Raw genomic sequence first — 17053 nt, 5'->3', positions numbered from 1 at the left:
GCGTCCTCATCATAGCACAGGCGCCAGACGGTGCCAGGGGGCGCCGGGCGGGGCGCGCCAAGAGTCGGGCCGGGCCGTGTCGAAGTCTCTGGTATACTGGGCGGGGCGAGGCAGGCTGGAGGAGGTCGAGGCCGGCGGATGCCGGCACCAAGCGGGTTTGGGGAGGGCGAGCAGCTCCCATGGTACTGCGGACCGAGGGCCTGACCAGGCGATTCGGCAGCGTGGTGGCCGTGGATCACCTGGACCTCCACGTGGCCGAGGGGGAGATCTACGGCTTCCTGGGTCCCAACGGGGCGGGCAAGACCACCACCATCATGATGGTGCTGGGTCTGGTGCCCCCCACCGAGGGGCGCATCTGGCTCTTCGGCCAGCCGCTCGGCGCGGGGAGGTCGCCGGCCCTGCGGCGCCGGATCGGGGTGCTCTCCGAGTTTCACTACCTCTACGAGGAGATGACGGCGCAGGAGTACCTGGAGTTCTTCGCACGGCTGTACGGGGTGTCGGGGGCACGGCGGCGCATCGACGAGCTGCTGGAGCGGCTGGAGCTGGCGGATCGCCGGCGGGAGCTCCTGGGCGGCTACTCCAAGGGCATGAAGCAGAAGCTGAGCCTGGCGCGCACGCTGCTGCACGACCCCGAGCTGCTGATCCTGGACGAGCCGGTCTCCTCGCTGGACCCCTACGGCATCCGTCAGGTGCGGGATCTGCTGCTGGAGGAGAACCGCCGGGGCAAGACCCTGGTCATCTCCTCCCACATCCTCTCCGAGGTCGAGCGCATCTGCCACCGCGTCGGCATCATCCACAGGGGGCGTCTGCTGGCCGAGGACACCATGGATGGCCTGCGCACGCGGCTGGCCACGGAGCAGGAGCTGGAGGTGGAGCTGGAGCGGGTGGACGAGCCCATCGTGGCGGCGGTGCAGGCGGTGGAGGGCGTCAGCGGCGTCGACCGTCGCGACGGCAAGCTCCTCATCCGCACCCGCACCGGGGTCGACCTGCGCCCGGCCATCTCGCGGGCCATCGCCGGCTCGGGCGGCGTCGTACTCTCCATGCAGACGCGGCAGATGTCGCTGGAGGAGGCCTTCGTCACCATCACCGAAAACAACATCTCGCTCCTGGCACGGGAGGGGATGGCCTCATGAGTGCCCCTGGGGTGAGCCGCTGGCACGTGGCGCGCACCATCGCCGGGCGGGACCTGCGATCCCAGCTCTTCGGCCTGTCGCTCTACCTGGCCGTCGCCCTGGTGCTGTGGGGCGTCTCGCACTTCGCCCTGCGCAACGCCCTCTGGCAGGTGGAGCAAAACGGGCTGATGGTGCTGGGCAGCCCCGTCGCCTACCCGTTCTTCCTGGCCATGTGGCTGTCGGCCATCTACTTCGGGCTGATGGCGGCGGTGGCCATCGCCCGCGAGCGCGACAACGGCACGCTGGAGGTGCTCTTCTACGGGCCTGTCGACAGCCTGTCGTATCTGGCGGGCAAGTTCCTGCAGCCCATGGCCTCGGCCCTGGTGGTGACGGCGTTGTACCTGGTCACCTTCGGGGCCGCCGCCTGGTTCACCAACCTGGGCTTCCCCCGGGAGACGCCCCAGCTCGTGGTGCTGGCGCTGGCGCTGACGGCCTGCGTGGTCGCACTGGGGCTGTTGATCTCGGCGCTGAGCCGCCGGGTCTTCCTGGCGGTGCTGGTCTTCCTGGGCCTGATGCTGCTGTTCACCCTGTTCAGCGTGGCCCATGCCGTGCTGCTGGCCATCCCGGGCCAGCGGCTGACGGACCTGCTGGCCTTCGCCCGCACGGTGGTCGACAACGTGCAGCAGGTGCTCACCTGGGTGTCGCCCATCGGCTATTACAGCCGCGGCAGCGCGGCGCTCCAGGTGGGCGACGCCGGGCAGTACCTGGCCGCGCTGGGCTCGTCGCTGCTGTACGCGGCGGTGATGCTGAGCCTGGCCGCCTGGGCCTTCGCTCGCAAGGGGGTGCGTCGGTGATGGCACGGCGGGGGGCCACGGCCCGGGCGCTGGCGCTGGCGGTGACGGCGGCGCTGGTCCTGGTGGCGGGCGTGGGGGTGAGCCCCGGGGTGCGGGCCGCGGAGCCCGTCAAGGAGCGGCAGGTGGTGTACGGCATCACCCCGTGGACGGGCAAGGAGTACGGGGGGACCTTCGCGCCGGCCCAGGTCGAGACGCTGTACCTGACGGCGTCGGAGCGCCACATCGTGGACGTGCTGGAGACGGACGTCTACTACTGGCCCATCACGCAGGAGTACATGGCCGACTGGATGGGCTACCGTGACCCCGTCGCGGGCCGGCTGGAGGTGCGCCAGGGCGAGCGGGTGGTGGCGACGCTTGAGCGCACGCCCTACACCTTCGTCTATCCCGAGGGCTACTTCGGCGGGCAGGTGGAGCTCGCGGTGGGCGACGAGGCGCAGGAGGCCTACGACACCTACCGGCGGCTCATCGACCAGTACTACGACCAGGTGCAGGCCTACCGGGAGGCCCAGGATGCCTGGCAGCAGCGCATGACCGAGATACTCGAGGAGGTCCGGCGCACCGGCCAGCCCGCCGACCCCGAGAGCCTGCCCGAGCCGCCGCAGCAGCCCCAGCCGCCCGCCATGCTGGCCATGCAGCCGGCCCGGGCCTTCCTGGTGGAGCTGCCGGCGGGGGAGTACACCGTGCGGCTGGTCGACGAGGCCGGCCAGGAGGTGGCGGGCACCCGCAAGCGGCTAGTGGTCTTCGCTCCCCGGCGTCAGGGGGTGGGCTACCAGATCATCCCGGAGAGCAAGTGGACCATGCCCGTCGAGTCGGGCGACCCGGGCGACACCCTCTACGTCTCCGACGAGGCCACCTTCTACCTCAAGGCCTTCGACGCCCGGGAGGTCAACCGCTACGCCTACAGCCGGATGGTGGAGTCGGCCCGGCCCCTGGCGGGCTCGGGGCAGCGCAGCGCGTGGCAGTGGGTGCTGGGCCAGGAGCTGCCTGCCATGACCCTGCAGGTGCTCGAGGACGGCCAGGTGGTGGCCTCGGCCCAGCCCAAGCCCTACTACGTCCAGCAGACGCCGGGGTACGCGCTGGGCTACAACATCGTCGACTTCGACCCCTCCAAGCCCGAGTTCGCGGGACGGCGGCCCTCGTTCGTCGCCTACAAGGTGGCGCTGCAGCTGGATCCCGGCGCCACCTACGAGCTGCGCCTGGTGGACGAGGAGGGGCAGGTGGTGGCCTCCAGCGTCCGGCAGGTGCGGGCTGTGCGCGGCGACCCCGTCTGGCCCCTCTACGCCTGGCCGGCGGTGCCGCTGGTGGCGGGGCTGGTGGTGGCGGGCTGGCGGCGGCGGCTGCGCCCGCGCCGGCCGCCCGAGGTCTGAGGCCGGGACGGTAGCCTGGAGGAAATCCTCCGTTCGTCTCGAATAGTGTAGGCTGCTCGGGCCTCGCAGGGGTGCGCCGCACGCCCCTGCGGGGCCATTCCCGGCCGCACCGGCACGCAGGTCGCGGGTCGGTCACGCCGGGTTTTTTGTCCCGAGGGCCTGGCAATACCTGGCAGGCCAGGGAAGGAGCCCCGTCGGGCGTGGAGGCTCACCGGGCCCCAATCCGATGGCTTCGTTGGGGCGCCGTCGCCACGGTGCTGCTGGCGACGGGCCTGCTCGCGCTCGTCGCCCATGCCCGCCAGGCAGCCGCGCCGACCCGCAGCACGGTCTGGTGGGACGGCCTCCCGGTGGCCATGGAGGAGCCGGCCCAGATGCTCAACGGCACGCTGATGGTGCCGGTGCGGCTCTTCGAGGTCGTGGGCGCCCGGGTGACCTGGGACGGGGCCACCAAGACGGCCGTCCTGCAGCGGGGGGAGGCCAGCGTACGGCTGACGGTGGGCAGCCTCCACGCGTGGGTGGACGAGCGGCGGGTCTCTTTGCCCGAGCCCCCTCTCCTGGTGGAAGGGCGTCTCATGGTGCCGCTGCGGGCGGCGGCGGAGGGCCTCGGCCTCGAGGTCCGGTGGGACGCCCGGCTCGGCCGGGCCGAGCTGGTGGCGCCCGCGCCGGTGCCGGAGCAGCCGATCCCGTCACCGCCGCCGAGGCGCCGCCAGGCCGGCTCCGGCCGGGCCGCCGAGTCAGCCCGTCGCGCTGCCGCCGGCCACGCTGCCCAAGGGGGGCCGCACCACGGGCGGGAGCCCCGTGTCCACCGGGCGGCGGCTGCGGCGCCGTCGGCGGCTCCCCAGGCCACGCCCTACGTGCCGTCACCCCTCCCCTCGCCGCCCCCGATGCGCCCATCGCTGGAGGACCGGATGGCGATGCTGCTGTCGGTGCTGCCGGTACCGCGCGCGGCGGACGAGGGACGCCTGGCGGCCTCCACGGGGCGCGCCACGCCCGGCGGTCGCCGGCGCGGAGCTCGCGGCTGGCGCCGCAACGCGGCCGGTCCGCGCTGCCCCGGCCGCCACGCCGTCGCCGACGGTGGCCTTTTCGGGCAGGACCGCTGAGGGGACGCCGACCTCCCGGCCGTGCCCGCCGCTTCGGCAGCCGAGCCTGCCCGGCCGAGCGCCCGGCACGGCAGCCCGACGTCGAGCCGACGCCTCAGGCGCCCGAGCGGCCGCCATCATCCACGGGGTCGTCGCGCCCTGCCCCGATCGAGGCGCCGCGCGAGCAGGCGGGCAACCAGCCGCCCCGGGCCAGCTCGGCGATCGTCGAGGTGACGGGCGTCTCGGTGCGGCGGGAGGCGGGGCGCAGCCGCATCGAGATCATGAGCGAGGGGCCGGTGCGCCTGCGCGGCGAGCCCGTGGTGCTGGCGGACCCGCCGCGGCTGGTGCTGGATCTGGAGGGGGCCCGGCTCGGGGCGGCCACCGTCGACTACCCCGCCGACGGCGCGCTGGTCAAGTCGGTCCGGATGGCGCAGCATACCGCCGACGTGGTGCGTATCGCCATCGACCTCACCTCGCCCGTCGGCTACGAACTCCGGCAGGATGCCGAGACGGGCCAGCTCGCCGTCGTGCTGCGTCACGCCGTCTCGGCCGTCTACTGGATCTGGGGCGCCGGAGGCCGTGGGCAGCTTTGGGTCGAGATGTCGGGCATGGCGGCCGTCCGCACGGCCACGCTGTCGGATCCGCTGCGCCTGGTGGTCGACATCCAGCAGGCCACGCTGGTGACGAGCCCGGGCGAGTGGGAGGTCAGCTCGGGCCCCGTGCGGCGGTTTCGGGTGAGCCAGTTCCAGCCCGACGTCGTGCGCATCGTGCTGGAGGTGGCCCAGCCCATCCAGCCGCGGATCGTCACCTCCCTCGACCTGACCCGTGGCCTGCTGGAGGCGGATCCGGGCAAGGCGCCGCCGGCCCCGACGGGCGACATGGACCTGGTGCTGGACGTCTACAGCCGCATCACGGCGGTGACCGTCCAGCCCATCGGGCCACAGGGGGCGGCGGTGGTGGTGCAGGCGACGGCTCCCATCGAGCCCCGCACCTTCTACTTGCGCAACCCCGGGCGGCTGGTGCTGGACCTGCCGGGGGCCGTGGTCGACCCCGGCCTCGACCGCGAGCAGCAGGAGCAGTACGCCGGGGTGGGGCCGGCGGTGAGCGTCCGCGTCGGGCAGTTCTTGCCGCGCAGTGCCCGGGTCGTCGTCGAGCTGCGCCAGCCCGTGGGCTACCATCTCTTCAGCGCCGACGCCCGCGAGACGCTGGTGCTGGCGCTGGGCGACCGGCCGCTGACCGGCCGCACCGTGGCCATCGACGCCGGGCACGGCGGGCACGACCCGGGCGCCATCGGCGCCAGCGGCACGCCTGAGAAGGTCTACAACCTCGACATCGCCCAGCGCCTGGCGACGCTGCTGGAGTCGGTGGGGGTGGAGGTCTCCATGAGCCGCCGCACGGACGTCTACGTCGGCCTCGACGACCGGGTGGCGGTGGCGGTCAAGGCCGGAGCGGACGTCTTCGTCAGCGTCCACAACAACGCCTCGACGTCGCGGCGGGCGGTGGGCACCGAGGTCTTCTACTCGCCCAACGACCCGGCCAGCCAGCGCCTGGCCGAGCTCCTGTACGACTCGCTCCTGGACAAGCTGGACCGACCGGCCCGAGGGGTGCGCATGCGCCGGGATCTGCGGGTGCCGCGCCTGGCTCCCATGCCCGCCGCGCTGGTGGAGGTGGCCTTCGTCGACAACCCGGAGGACGAGGGGCGATTGCGCGACCCGTCGTTCCGCCAGCAGGCGGCCGAGGCCATGTTCGCTGCCATCGTCAGTTTCCTGAGCCAGGTGGGCAATGATACGGTAGGGACAGCCCGCATACCGGTGGTGCGCTGAAGGGGGGCGAGAAGGTGCGCCGCAAGGCCAGGGCGTGGGTCGTGGCCCTCCTGGCCCTGCTCGCGGCGGCTGCGGTCGGCGTGGGCCTCGTCGCCCGCTACGAGGACCGCCTCCTGCCGGCGTTGGGCCTGGGGCGCTCCGTCGTGCTCTACTTCGCCCGCCCCGACGGCACGGCGCTGGCGGCCGAGGTGCGCTACACCCTCCCGGGCCGAGACGGGCCGATGCAGCGCCTGCGGATGCTGGCGGAGGGGCCCAGGCCCGAGAGCGGCCTCGTGCCGGTCCTGCCCCCCGGGACCCGTCCGTTGGGCGTGCACGTCGACGAGGGCGTCGCGACCGTCGACTTTTCCCGGGAAATCATCGAACGTCATTGGGGCGGGTCCACCGCCGAGCTGCTGACCGTCTACGGCATCGTCAACACCCTGACGGCGGTGCCCGGCATCGAGCGGGTGCAGATCCGCGTGGAGGGGCGGCCGGTCGAGACGCTGGCCGGCCACGTGGACCTGACCCAGCCCCTGCCGGCCGATCCCTCGCTGGTGGCGGCGGCCCCCTCGGACTCGAGTCCACGGCCGGCGCCGTGACCCCACGGTCCGGCGGGGCATAGTGTGGGGCACTGCCGGAGAGGTCGACGCGAGCCCTTGATCGGCGTCTTCGACTCGGGCGTGGGTGGCCTCAGCGTGCTGCGGCACCTGTGGCGGCTCGCGCCGGGAGTCCCCGTCCTCTACGTGGCCGACAGCGGCCGGGCGCCGTACGGCAACCGCCCGCCGGAGCAGATCCGGGCCTTTGGGATCCAGATCGCGGCCTACCTGCGCCGGCAGGGGACCCGCCTGCTGGTGGTGGCCTGCAACACCTCGTCGGCCGTGGCCCTGCCCGAGGTGCAGGAGGCGTTTGGCGGGCCGGTGGTGGGCATGCTGGAGCCGGCCGCTCGGGCGGCGGCGCACCGGTGGCAGGCGCCCGGCGGGAGGGTGGGCGTGCTGGCCACCCCCACGACCGTGGCCAGCGGGGCCTACCGGCGGGCGCTGGCCGCGGCGGCGCCACACCTGGAGGTGGTCGAGGAGGCCTGCCCGGAGTGGGCGCCCCTGGTGGAGGCGGGCCGGTTCGACGGCGAGGCGGTGCACGAGGCCGTGCGGCGGCACGTCGGCCCGCTGGTGGAGGCGGGGGTCCAGGGCGTGCTGCTGGGCTGCACCCATTACCCCTTCCTGCGGCCGGTCATCGAGCGGGTGCTGGCCGAGGAGGGAGGCGCGACGGCGGCCGCGCCCGAGGCGGCGGTGCTGGACCCCGCGGAGGCCGTCGCCGCCGAGGCGGTGCGGCGCCTGAGCCAGGCGGGGGTGGCGATCCGCGAGGGGGAGGACGAGGGCCCCGGCTCCGACCGGTTCGTCACCAGCGGCGATCCGGATGCCTTTCGCGAGGCGTTGGAGCGGCTCGTGGGGCCGGCGCACCGTGCGGCCGGGCGAGCATGGGCCGGTGTCGGTCCGGTAAGATGGAAGGGATCGCCCATGGCCATTCCCACGCGTCTTGCAAGCGAGCTGCCCGCCAGCTGGCAGGGGGTGCGCGTGGCCGTCATCGGGCTGGGGGTGGAGAACCTGCCCCTGGTGCGCTACCTGGTGGCGCACGGCGCCCGGGTGGTGGCGGCCGACCGCAAGTCCGCCGAGGAGATGGGGCCTCGGGCCGAGGCGCTCGAGAGGCTGGGGGTGCGCCTGGTCCTGGGCGACTCCTATCTGGACGCGCTCCAGGAGGCCGAGGTGGCCTTCGTGACGCCGGGCCTGCCCAAGCACCTGCCCGCCATCGAGGCGGCGCGGCGGGCCGGTGTGGTCATCACCGGGCAGACGGACCTCTTCATGCGGCTCTGTCCGGCGCCCATCGTGGGCATCACCGGCTCCAGCGGCAAGACCACCACGACGACCCTGGTGGGGCGGATGCTCCGGGGCACCGGCCGGCCGGTCTTCGTCGGCGGCAACATCGGCGAGCCCCTCATCGAGCGGCTGGCCGAGATCGGGCCCGACGCCTGGGTGGTGCTGGAGCTCTCCAGCTTCCAGCTGGAGACGACGGGCATCAGCCCGCACGTCGCGGTGGTGACCAACGTGACGCCCAACCACCTGGACGTCCACCCCAGCATGGAGGCGTACGTGGCGGCCAAGACCCGCATCGTGGCGTTTCAGGGGCCCGACGACGTGGCCGTGCTCAACGGGGACGACCCCATCACCGTCGAGATGGCCGGGCGTACCGCCGGGCGGGTGCACTGGTTCGGCCGGCGGCCCCGTCGCCCTGGAGCCTGGCTCGAGGGCGACCGGCTCGTGGCCGCCATGACGGCGGCCGGTCCGGGGGACGGCGGGGAGGTGCAGGAGCTCTGCCGCCGGGACGACATCCGCCTGCGGGGCCAGCACAACGTCCAAAACGTCCTGGCCGCCGCCACCGCGGCGCTCTGCTGCGGCACCCCCGTCGAGGCCATCCGGGACGTGGCGCGCACCTTCGAGGGCGTCCCGCACCGGCTCGAGGCGGTGGCGAGCATCGACGGCGTGCTCTACGTCAACGACTCCATCGCCACCACGCCCGCCCGGGCCATCGCGGGGCTGCAATCCTTCCAGGAGCCCATCGTGCTCATCGCCGGCGGCTACGACAAGCACCTGCCCTTCGACGAGCTGGCGCGGGTGGCGGTGGAGCGCTGCCGCCACGTGGTCTTGCTGGGGCAGACGGCCGGCGCCATCGAGCGGGCCCTGGAGCAGGTGCGGGAGGAGACGGGGCGAGCCGTCTCCCACGAGCGGGTGGCCAGCCTGGAGCAGGCGGTGGCGGCCGCCCGGCAGGTGGCCCGGCCCGGCGACGTGGTGCTGCTCTCGCCGGCCTGCGCGAGCTACGACATGTTTCGCAACTTCGAAGAACGGGGCGCACGCTTCCGCCAGATCGTGCGCGCCCTGCAGGAGGCGACCCCATGACCCAGGAGACGGCCTCGCCGACCCCGCCGCCACCGCCGGTCCGACAGGGCAGGGGGCCGACCGAGCTGAGGGCGGTGCGGATCGAGCGCGCCGTCAACAAGTGGGCCGAGGGCTCGGCCCTCATCGAGCTGGGCGACACCCGGGTGCTGTGCACGGCGTCGGTGGAGGAGAAGGCCCCCCCCTTCCTGCGGGGGACAGGCTCCGGGTGGGTGACGGCCGAGTACGCCATGCTGCCGCGCTCCACCCGGGAACGCACGCCCCGTGACATCAGCCGGGGGCGACAGGCGGGCCGCTCGGTGGAGATCCAGCGGCTCATCGGGCGCAGCCTGCGGGCAGTGGTGGACCTGGCCGCCCTGGGAGAGCGCACCATCTGGCTCGACTGCGACGTCCTGCAGGCCGACGGCGGCACGCGCACGGCCGCCATCACCGGCGCCTTCGTCGCGCTGGCCGACGCCCTGTGGCGGCTCAGGGCCGAGCAGGGATGGGCGCACCTGCCGCTGGTCGACTGGCTGGCGGCGGTCAGCGTCGGCATCGTGGGGGGCGAGGTGAGGCTGGACCTGGAGTACGCCGAGGACGCCGTCGCCGACGTCGACATGAACGTGGTCATGACCGGCAGGGGGGCGCTGGTGGAGGTGCAGGGCACCGCCGAGCACGCGCCCTTCGACGTGCAGCAGGCGGGGCAGCTCCTGGCGGTGGCGCGGGCCGGCATCGAGCGGCTCATGGCGGTGCAGCGCCAGGTGCTGGCCCCCGAGGTGGTGGCCGCCATCGAGGCGCGACGGGACCTGCCGCGGCCGGTGCCGCCGGCGGTGGAGGAGTGAGGGCCGTGCGGCCGCGTCTCGTCGTGGCGTCCACCAACGCCGGCAAGCTGAGGGAGTTCCGGGCCCTGGCGGCCGGGGGGCCGCTCGACGGGCTCGTCGAGGTGCTGGCACCGGGTGACCCCGCCCTGGGCGGGCGGGCCATGCCCGAGGTGCCAGAAAAGAGCCTGGACCTGGCCGCCAATGCGGCCGTCAAGGCGCGGGTGGCCGCGGCCACCTTCGGCTGCCTGGCCGTGTCCGACGACACCGGCCTGGAGGTCGACGCCCTCGGCGGGGCTCCGGGCCCCGGGCGGCGAGGCGGGCCGGGCCGGGGGCGACCGACGCGCAGCGGGTCGCCAGGCTGCTGGAGGCGCTGCGGGAGTTGCCGCCCGAGCGGCGGACGGCCCGCTTCCGCTGTGCCGTGGCGGTGGCCGATCCCCCGGGCGTTGCGGGCGGCGGGCAGGTACGGGTCTGGACCTTCGAGGGCGTCCTCCAGGGCCGCATCCTGCAGGCCCCGGCTGGCGGCGGAGGGTTCGGGTACGACCCCGTCTTCTGGGTGCCCGAGGCGGGCAAGAGCCTCGCCGAGCTGTCGCTGGAGGAGAAGAACCGGCTCTCGCACCGGGCCCGGGCCTGGCGGAAGGCCGAGCCGCTTCTGGTAGGCCTGCTGCTGGGCGGTGGTCGGGGCGCCGGGACTTGAACCCGGGACCTACTGCTCCCAAAGCAGTCGCGCTGCCAAGCTGCGCCACGCCCCGTTGACCGTCCCCATCCTACCGTGGCCGGTGGGCCATGGTCAACGCGGTCGCCGGGGCTCGCCGAAAGCCCCGCCCGCCGGGCACGCCCGCCTGCTCCCACGCTGCCCGTGGGTCTCACGTCTCCAGCGGGCAAGACTAACCCCCGAAGGGGCCAACGGCTCGTCACGGGGGTGATCGCGGTGCCGGTCGACGAACCCTCCTCCGGGGAGCGTCACGGCGGCGACGGGGCCGCCGTGGGACAGACGGCCATCAAGTGGTCGGCCATCGTCATCATCGTGCTGGCCATCCTCTACTTCCTCGCGCGTTTCGTGGTGCCGCTGCTGCCGGGCGCCTGAGCGGGCTCCGCCGCAGGCGGGCCGGCGGGCCAGGGGATCGGCCGCGCTCGCCGAACCCTGGAGCCCATGAGCGACCCGCGCACCGGGCGACGCGCCCTCGGGGCCTACCTGATGCTGACCGCCGCCCCGCTCCTCTGGGCCGGCAACTGGGTCATCGGGCGGGTGCTGGTGGCGGGGGTCGTGACGTCGCTGGAGATCACGGTGGCGCGGTGGCTCGTGGGCGCGGCCGTGCTGCTGGGGCTGGTGGCGCGCCGCGAAGGTGGGCTGCCCCGGCTCGACGGCCGGCAGTGGCTGTCGGTGGTGGCGGGCGCCGCCCTGGGCATGGTCGCCTACACCCTGCTGCAGTACGAGGCGCTGCGTCACACCCAGGCCATCAACGGCACCCTCATCTTCTCCGCCTCGCCCGCCTTCACGCTGGTGCTGGCCGCCACCATCCTCGGGGAGCGGTGGGGGCTGTCGCAGGTGGCCGGGATAGCCCTGGCGCTGGCCGGGGTGGGGGTCATCCTGCTCGGCGGATCGGGCATGACGGCGGCGGGGCTGCGCGTGCAGCCGGGCGACGCCCTGATGGTGGCAGCCAGCTGGACCTGGGCGGCCTACACGGTGCTGGCGCGGGTGGCGGCGAGGCGGCTGTCGTCGCTGGCATGGACCGCGTGGGCCATGGCCGTGGCGGGCGTGGGCCTCTTGCCGTGGCAGCTCGTCGAGTGGTGGCGGGGCGCCGGCGGCTTGCCGGCCCTGCTGGCCGAGGGGCTCTCCCCGCGGCTCCTGGCGGTGGCCGGCGCGCTCCTCTACATCGGTCTGTTCGCCTCGGCCGCGGCCTACGTCTTCTGGGGCGAAGGGGTGCGCCGGGTCGGCGCCTCGGTCGGCTCGGTCTTCGGCAACCTGCTGCCGGTCTTCACGGCCCTGCTCGCGGTGGCCACCCTCGGCGAGCGCCTGCATCTCGCTCACCTGTTGGGCGCTGCGGGCGTGATGGGCGGGGTCTGGCTGACGACTCGCCCCGCGAGCGGGCCGGGACCGGCGGCCGCCCCTCGGCCGGTGGGGCGCCCGCGGTAGACCTGTTGGTACCGTACCCACGTTAGGACGTCTGCACCTTTGCCATAAGGGTTGTCGGTATTACCGTGGAGTCGGTGGCGCGCGGCCACCGGTAGCGAGGGGGCTGACGCTGGTGCGCGTCCTGACGCATGACGTCCTGATCCTGGGCAGCGGTCTGGCCGGGTTGCGGGCGGCCCTCGAGGTGCTCTGGGCGGCCGACGGCCGCCTCGATCTGGCCATCCTGTCCAAGACCCAGCTGATGCGGGCCCACTCGGTGGCCGCCGAGGGCGGCACCGCCGCCGTGCTCAACCCCGAGGAGGGCGACAGCCCCGAGCTCCACGCCTGGGACACGGTCAAGGGCAGCGACTTCCTGGCCGACCAGGATGCCGTCATGCGCTTCGTGGAGGCCATGCCCCGGGAGATCCTGCGGCTGGAGCACTGGGGCATCCCCTGGTCCCGGCGGCCCGACGGCCACATCAACCAGCGCCCCTTCGGCGGCCACAGCTTCCCCCGCGCCACCTTCGCCGCCGACAAGACCGGCTTCTTCGAGATGCAGACCCTCTACGACACGCTGCAGCGCTTCGGGCGGTTCACCCGGTACGACGAGTGGATGGCCACCCGCATCATCGTCGAGCAGGGCGAGTTGGCCGGCGTCACCGCATGGGATCTGACCACGGGCGAGTTCGCGTTGCTGCGGGCCAAGGCCCTCATCGTCGCGACGGGGGGCTTCATGCGGCTCTTCGGCTTCACCACCTACTCCTACACGGTGACGGGCGACGGCATGGCCATGGCCTACCGGGCGGGGCTGCCGCTCAAGGACATGGAGTTCGTGCAGTTTCACCCGACGGGGCTGGTGCCCTCCGGCATCCTCATCACCGAGGCGGCGCGAGGCGAGGGAGGGTACCTGCGCAACCGCGACGGGCGGCGCTTCATGGAGGATCACGCCCCCAAGCTGATGGAGCTCGCCCCCCGCGACATCGTGGCGCGGGCCGAGACGCTGGAGATGGAGGCGGGGCGGGGCTTCACCCACCCCAGCGGACTGGGCTACGTCGAGCTGGACCTGACCCACCTGGGCGGGGACCGGATCAAGCAGCGCCTGCCCCTGATCCGGGAGGTGGCCATCAAGTTCAACGGGCTCGATCCCATCGAGCACCGGCTGCCGGTGCGGCCGGCCGCCCACTACTCGATGGGCGGCATCCACACCGACATCGACGGCAAGACGCCCGTGGAGGGCATCTGGGCCGCGGGGGAGGCGGCCTGCGTCTCCATCCACGGCGCCAACCGCCTGGGCAGCAACTCCACCGGCGAGTGCCTGGTCTGGGGAGCCATCACCGGGCGCGAGGCGGCCCGGTACGCCCTGGCACGCAAGGCGCCCCCCGAGCCGCCGCTGGAGGCAGCCCGTGAGGAGCAGGCTCGCCTGCAGGGCCTGCTGGATCGTCGGGGCACCGAGAGCCTCTACGAGATCCGCAGCCGGCTCCGCCAGGTGATGGACGAGAAGGTGGGGGTCTTCCGGGAGGAGGCCGGCCTGCGCGAGGCCCTGGAGGAGGTGCGCACCCTCAAGGCGCGCATGGCCGATGTCGGGCTGTCGGACAGGGGCTGGGTCTACAACACCGACCTGGTCTCGGCCCTGGAGCTGCAAAACATGCTGGACCTGGCCGAGGTGACGGTGCTGGGCGCCCTGGAGCGGCGGGAGTCGCGCGGGGCGCACGCCCGGCGCGACTACCCGAGCCGCGACGACGAGCGCTTCCTGGCCCACACGCTGGCTTACCACACGCCGCAAGGGCCGAGGCTGGAGTACCTGCCCGTGCGGATCACCCGGTGGAAGCCGGTCGAGCGCAAGTACTGAGTCCGGGAGAGGGGACGAGGCGATGGCCCGGCCGTCGTCGATCGAGCCGCGAGCGCCGCAGGGCCTCCGGCCCCGGCGGCTGCCCAACCGCCTGGGCGTCCGGGGGTGGGTCCATGCGGGCCGCTACCCCATCGAGCGCTACCTCTTTACGCTGCACCGCCTGTCGGGCATCGGGCTGGTGCTCTACCTGCCGCTGCACGTCTGGGTGACCAGCCGGCGCCTGCAGGGGCCCGAAGTGTGGGAGCGGACCATGGCGACCCTCTCGCACCCCATCTTCGTGGTGGGGGAGCTGTTGATCCTGGCCGCCTTCGTCTATCACGCGCTCAACGGCCTGCGGCTCATCCTGGGCCACCTGGGCTACACCCTGGGCAAGCCCGCCGAGCCCGTCTATCCCTACCCCGTGGCGCTGAGGCGGCAGCGGCCACTGACCGTGGCCATGATGATCCTGGCGGCCGCCTTCATCGCCGTGGGGATCTGGGAGATCCTGGTCGGGTAGCGCGAGGGGGGCGTCATCGTGCGCGAATCCAAACTCTGGGCGTTGCACCTCTTCTCGGGCGCCGCGCTGGTGGTGCTGCTGGGGGTGCACATGGTCGTGCAGCACTACCCCACCATCCTGAGCTGGCTGGGCTGGGTGGAGGACGACGTGAGGGGCTTCGCCTCGGTGGCCGCCCGGGGCGCCAGCGCCGGCTGGTCGGTAATCTACGTGCTGCTGCTGGGCTTCGCGCTCTACCACGGGCTGTACGGGCTGCGGCGGATCCTGCACGAGATCTGGTACTCGCCCGCGGCCACCCGGGCGGTGGACGCGGCGGTGGTGGTCGTCGGCCTGGTGGTCTTCGTCTACGGGCTAGTGGCCGTCTTCCAGGCCATCCCGCTGGGAGGGGCGTCGTGAGCATGGCCAGGGTGCTGGAGCGCCGAGCGACGGGGGAGCGGGCGACCGGGGCGCCCGCCGGCGCGGGCGGCCCCATCGAGGCGGGCGCCGTCGTCACGCTGCGGGTGGCGCGCTTCGACCCTGAGCGGGACGTCGCCATGCGCTGGCAGACCTACCAGGTGCCCTACACCCCCGGCATGACGGTGCTGGACGCCCTCATCGCGGTCAAGGAGCGGCAGGACGGCTCGCTGGCCTTCCGCAGCTCGTGCCGGATGGGCGTCTGCGGCTCGTGCGGGATGCTGGTCAACGGCAAGCCCCGTCTCACCTGCCAGACCCAGGTCAGCGAGCTCGGGACCCACCTCGAGGTGGCTCCGTTGCCCAACCACGACGTCATCAAGGATCTGGTGCCCGATCTGAGCGGCACCTTCGAGCGACACCGCAAGGTACATCCTTACATCATCCGGCCCGCGGCCGACGAGGCGGAGATGCGCGCGCCGACCCGGGAGTTCGCCCAGACGCCCGAGGAGATGGAGCGCTACCTGCAGTTTGCCTACTGCCTCAAGTGCAGCCTCTGCGTGGCGGCCTGCCCGACGGCGGCCACCGACCCGCTCTTCCTGGGGCCGCAGGCGCTGGCGCAGGCCTACCGCTACATCGCCGACAGCCGTGACGCCGGCTGGGAGGTGCGGGCCGACGCGGTGGACGGCGTGCACGGCGTCTTCAGCTGCCATCTGGCGGGGGCGTGCAGCGAGGCCTGCCCCAAGGGCGTCGACCCGGCGCTGGGCATCCAGCTGCTCAAACGCAGCCTGCTGACGGGGCCGCCGCACGCCGAGCCGGCTCCGGTCATCGGGCCGCGGCCGGTGGTGCCCGAGGATCCGGCCAGACCCCGGCCCAAGGCCCCGCCGCCGACGGTGTAGCGGCCGGCGAGCGCCGGTCGGCGAGCGGGCCGGCGTGCTTGACGGGGCCGCGGCGCCAGCCGTAGAATGGCGTGGGCAGCCGCCTGGCAGCGGTGGTGGGCGTAGCTCAGTCGGTTAGAGCACCAGGCTGTGGACCTGGGGGTCGTGGGTTCGAGTCCCACCGTCCACCCCACTTCCCACATCCCGCTTCGCTTCAGCCGGTGCGCCCGTAGCTCAGGGGATCAGAGCGGGTGGCTTCGGACCACCAGGTCGTGGGTTCGAATCCTACCGGGCGCACCACTTACCCCGAAGCTTATGGCGCCCCCCGCGCGTTCCTTCCTCATCGAGGTCTCCGCAGGACCGGCGCCTCGCGCAACTGGGGCGCCCTTCGCCGGGAGCCGGCCAGGGCGAAGCCCGCCAGCACCACGACGGCGGCCGCGACGCGCACGGGCAGCAGGATGTGGGGGCCGACCCCGACGGCGGTGAAGATGAAGGGATCCTCCAGCACCGAGTGGCAGGCTGCCAGCAGGACGAAGACCCTCCACGCCTCCTGCTCCGAGAGACGTCCGCTGCCCATCCGGTCGATGAGCACCCCCGCCCCGTAGACGAGCCCCAAGAAGAGCCCCGCCAGCACCGGGAAGGCGGCATCGCCCGACAGCCCCAGCCGGCGCATCCAGGGGCCGACCCCGGCCGACCAGCGATCCAGCAGCCCCCGGTGCTCGAGCCACGCCATCGCCAGGGTGGCAGGCGCCAGCACCGCCACCAGCAAGGCCAGGAGCCGCATCAGCCCCCGCAGGCCCTCGACCAGCGCCCCCGCGAGCGGTGGCACGGTGGCCGCCTCGGCGGGGGCCAGGGGGGGCGACGACGGCGCAACGGCGGCCCCGCCCATCCCGGGGGCCGCCTGGGGAAGCAGCGGCACCAACAGCGGCGCCAGCAAGGCGGCAGCCGCGGCCATGGCCAGGCGCACCGCCGTGATGCGCCACGGATCGACCCGGCAGCGCGAGGCGACGGCCACCTCCATGGGCAAGGCGTGGGCGAAGTTGAGGAAGAGCACCACGGGCAGGGCCTGCTCGGGCGTCAGGCCCAGCGAGGCCATGGTGCCGATGGCGGCGTACAGGGCCGAGAAGAGCCCCACCAGCAGCGGCAGCACCGCCGGCTCGGCGATGCCCAACCAACCCAGGGGCCGCTCGACCCAGCCCGTGACGGCGCCGATCCACCCGGTGGCCTCCAGGAGCACGACCAGCATGTAGACCGGCACGACGATGCGCAGCAGCAGTCCCAGCGTCTTGGCGAACCGGTGCCACCACTCGTGAAGCATGCGCGCGACGAGCCCTCCCAGCGGGCGCTTCGCCGGCGCCGGGGCTCTCCCTGCTG

At 73.5% G+C, this 17053-nt stretch carries 15 protein-coding genes, 3 tRNA genes and 1 pseudogene; 17 read left to right on the top strand and 2 right to left on the bottom strand.

What is annotated here, in order from left to right:
- Window positions 1-179 precede the first annotated feature (179 nt).
- From VLY81_RS10700 to VLY81_RS10660, 9 genes and pseudogenes are all read left to right on the top strand, one after another.
- Window positions 180-1133 (top strand): ABC transporter ATP-binding protein, encoded by a 954-nt coding sequence (locus VLY81_RS10700; protein ID WP_324668156.1) that lies wholly within the window; start codon window positions 180-182, stop codon window positions 1131-1133.
- Window positions 1130-1966, top strand: coding sequence for an ABC transporter permease (locus tag VLY81_RS10695; RefSeq protein ID WP_324668154.1), 837 nt, complete (start codon window positions 1130-1132; stop codon window positions 1964-1966). Before VLY81_RS10700 ends, VLY81_RS10695 begins: the two co-directional genes overlap by 4 nt.
- Complete coding sequence (locus VLY81_RS10690) at window positions 1963-3333, top strand: hypothetical protein (RefSeq protein ID WP_324668153.1); 1371 nt, start codon at window positions 1963-1965, stop codon at window positions 3331-3333. Before VLY81_RS10695 ends, VLY81_RS10690 begins: the two co-directional genes overlap by 4 nt.
- A 200-nt stretch (window positions 3334-3533) precedes the next feature.
- Entirely contained in the window at window positions 3534-4433 is a 900-nt protein-coding gene (locus VLY81_RS10685) for a copper amine oxidase N-terminal domain-containing protein (RefSeq protein ID WP_324668152.1), read from the top strand.
- Between the two features lie 209 nt (window positions 4434-4642).
- Window positions 4643-6235, top strand: a complete 1593-nt coding sequence (locus VLY81_RS10680; RefSeq protein WP_324668151.1) for an N-acetylmuramoyl-L-alanine amidase — start codon at window positions 4643-4645, stop codon at window positions 6233-6235.
- Between the two features lie 14 nt (window positions 6236-6249).
- A complete protein-coding gene (locus VLY81_RS10675; protein ID WP_324668150.1) occupies window positions 6250-6813 on the top strand; it encodes a GerMN domain-containing protein in 564 nt (187 codons plus the stop codon).
- A 57-nt stretch (window positions 6814-6870) separates the two neighbouring features.
- A complete protein-coding gene (gene murD / locus VLY81_RS10670) occupies window positions 6871-9162 on the top strand; it encodes a UDP-N-acetylmuramoyl-L-alanine--D-glutamate ligase (RefSeq protein ID WP_324668149.1) in 2292 nt (763 codons plus the stop codon).
- Window positions 9159-9980, top strand: coding sequence for a ribonuclease PH (rph, locus tag VLY81_RS10665; RefSeq protein WP_324668148.1), 822 nt, complete (start codon window positions 9159-9161; stop codon window positions 9978-9980). The genes murD and rph overlap by 4 nt, the downstream gene beginning before the upstream one ends.
- Window positions 9977-10653 (top strand): annotated as a pseudogene (locus VLY81_RS10660) (non-canonical purine NTP pyrophosphatase). Before rph ends, VLY81_RS10660 begins: the two are co-directional and overlap by 4 nt.
- Here the strand turns inward: VLY81_RS10660 and VLY81_RS10655 are convergent.
- Window positions 10632-10708 (bottom strand) — tRNA-Pro (locus tag VLY81_RS10655). The pseudogene VLY81_RS10660 and the gene VLY81_RS10655 sit on opposite strands and share 22 nt — an antisense overlap.
- Window positions 10709-10878: 170 nt before the next feature.
- Here VLY81_RS10655 and VLY81_RS10650 point away from each other — a divergent pair.
- From VLY81_RS10650 to VLY81_RS10615, 8 genes are all read left to right on the top strand, one after another.
- Window positions 10879-11043, top strand: a complete 165-nt coding sequence (locus VLY81_RS10650) for a hypothetical protein (RefSeq protein ID WP_324668147.1) — start codon at window positions 10879-10881, stop codon at window positions 11041-11043.
- A gap of 66 nt (window positions 11044-11109) precedes the next feature.
- A complete protein-coding gene (locus VLY81_RS10645) occupies window positions 11110-12093 on the top strand; it encodes a DMT family transporter (protein ID WP_324668146.1) in 984 nt (327 codons plus the stop codon).
- 109 nt (window positions 12094-12202) lie between these two features.
- Window positions 12203-13918 carry a succinate dehydrogenase/fumarate reductase flavoprotein subunit gene (locus tag VLY81_RS10640; RefSeq protein WP_405001372.1) on the top strand — a complete coding sequence of 572 codons (1716 nt, stop codon included), beginning with the start codon at window positions 12203-12205 and terminating at the stop codon, window positions 13916-13918.
- 22 nt (window positions 13919-13940) lie between these two features.
- Window positions 13941-14414: a succinate dehydrogenase, cytochrome b556 subunit gene (sdhC, locus tag VLY81_RS10635; RefSeq protein ID WP_324668143.1), complete on the top strand. Its 474-nt coding sequence runs from the start codon at window positions 13941-13943 to the stop codon at window positions 14412-14414.
- Window positions 14415-14432: 18 nt separating this feature from the next.
- Window positions 14433-14807 (top strand): succinate dehydrogenase/fumarate reductase transmembrane subunit, encoded by a 375-nt coding sequence (locus tag VLY81_RS10630; protein ID WP_324668142.1) that lies wholly within the window; start codon window positions 14433-14435, stop codon window positions 14805-14807.
- A gap of 2 nt (window positions 14808-14809) precedes the next feature.
- On the top strand, window positions 14810-15700 hold the full coding sequence (locus VLY81_RS10625) for a succinate dehydrogenase/fumarate reductase iron-sulfur subunit (RefSeq protein ID WP_324670403.1): 891 nt from the start codon (window positions 14810-14812) through the stop codon (window positions 15698-15700).
- Between the two features lie 95 nt (window positions 15701-15795).
- Window positions 15796-15872: transfer RNA gene (locus VLY81_RS10620), tRNA-His, on the top strand.
- A 30-nt stretch (window positions 15873-15902) separates the two neighbouring features.
- A tRNA-Arg gene (locus VLY81_RS10615) sits at window positions 15903-15979 on the top strand.
- A 40-nt stretch (window positions 15980-16019) separates the two neighbouring features.
- Here the strand turns inward: VLY81_RS10615 and VLY81_RS10610 are convergent.
- The gene (locus VLY81_RS10610; RefSeq protein ID WP_324668140.1) at window positions 16020-16997 is read right to left on the bottom strand and encodes a hypothetical protein; all 978 of its coding nucleotides are present in this window, start codon (window positions 16995-16997) and stop codon (window positions 16020-16022) included.
- Window positions 16998-17053: the final 56 nt, after the last annotated feature.

This window comes from Limnochorda sp. LNt (genome assembly GCF_035593265.1).
Classification (GTDB): Bacteria; Bacillota; Limnochordia; order Limnochordales; family Geochordaceae; genus Geochorda; species Geochorda subterranea.
The sequence above is the reverse complement of the archived record's forward strand: the minus strand, read 5'-3'. Positions and strand labels throughout refer to the sequence as shown.

Bases quoted from the DNA above. Each gene is read 5' to 3' on its own strand.
- VLY81_RS10700 (WP_324668156.1), top strand. From the start codon at position 180: ATGGTACTGCGGACCGAGGGCCTGACCAGGCGATTCGGCAGCGTGGTG.
- VLY81_RS10695 (WP_324668154.1), top strand. From the start codon at position 1,130: ATGAGTGCCCCTGGGGTGAGCCGCTGGCACGTGGCGCGCACCATCGCC.
- rph (WP_324668148.1), top strand. From the start codon at position 9,159: ATGACCCAGGAGACGGCCTCGCCGACCCCGCCGCCACCGCCGGTCCGA.
- VLY81_RS10645 (WP_324668146.1), top strand. From the start codon at position 11,110: ATGAGCGACCCGCGCACCGGGCGACGCGCCCTCGGGGCCTACCTGATG.
- sdhC (WP_324668143.1), top strand. From the start codon at position 13,941: ATGGCCCGGCCGTCGTCGATCGAGCCGCGAGCGCCGCAGGGCCTCCGG.
- VLY81_RS10625 (WP_324670403.1), top strand. From the start codon at position 14,810: ATGGCCAGGGTGCTGGAGCGCCGAGCGACGGGGGAGCGGGCGACCGGG.
- VLY81_RS10610 (WP_324668140.1), bottom strand. From the start codon at position 16,997: ATGCTTCACGAGTGGTGGCACCGGTTCGCCAAGACGCTGGGACTGCTG.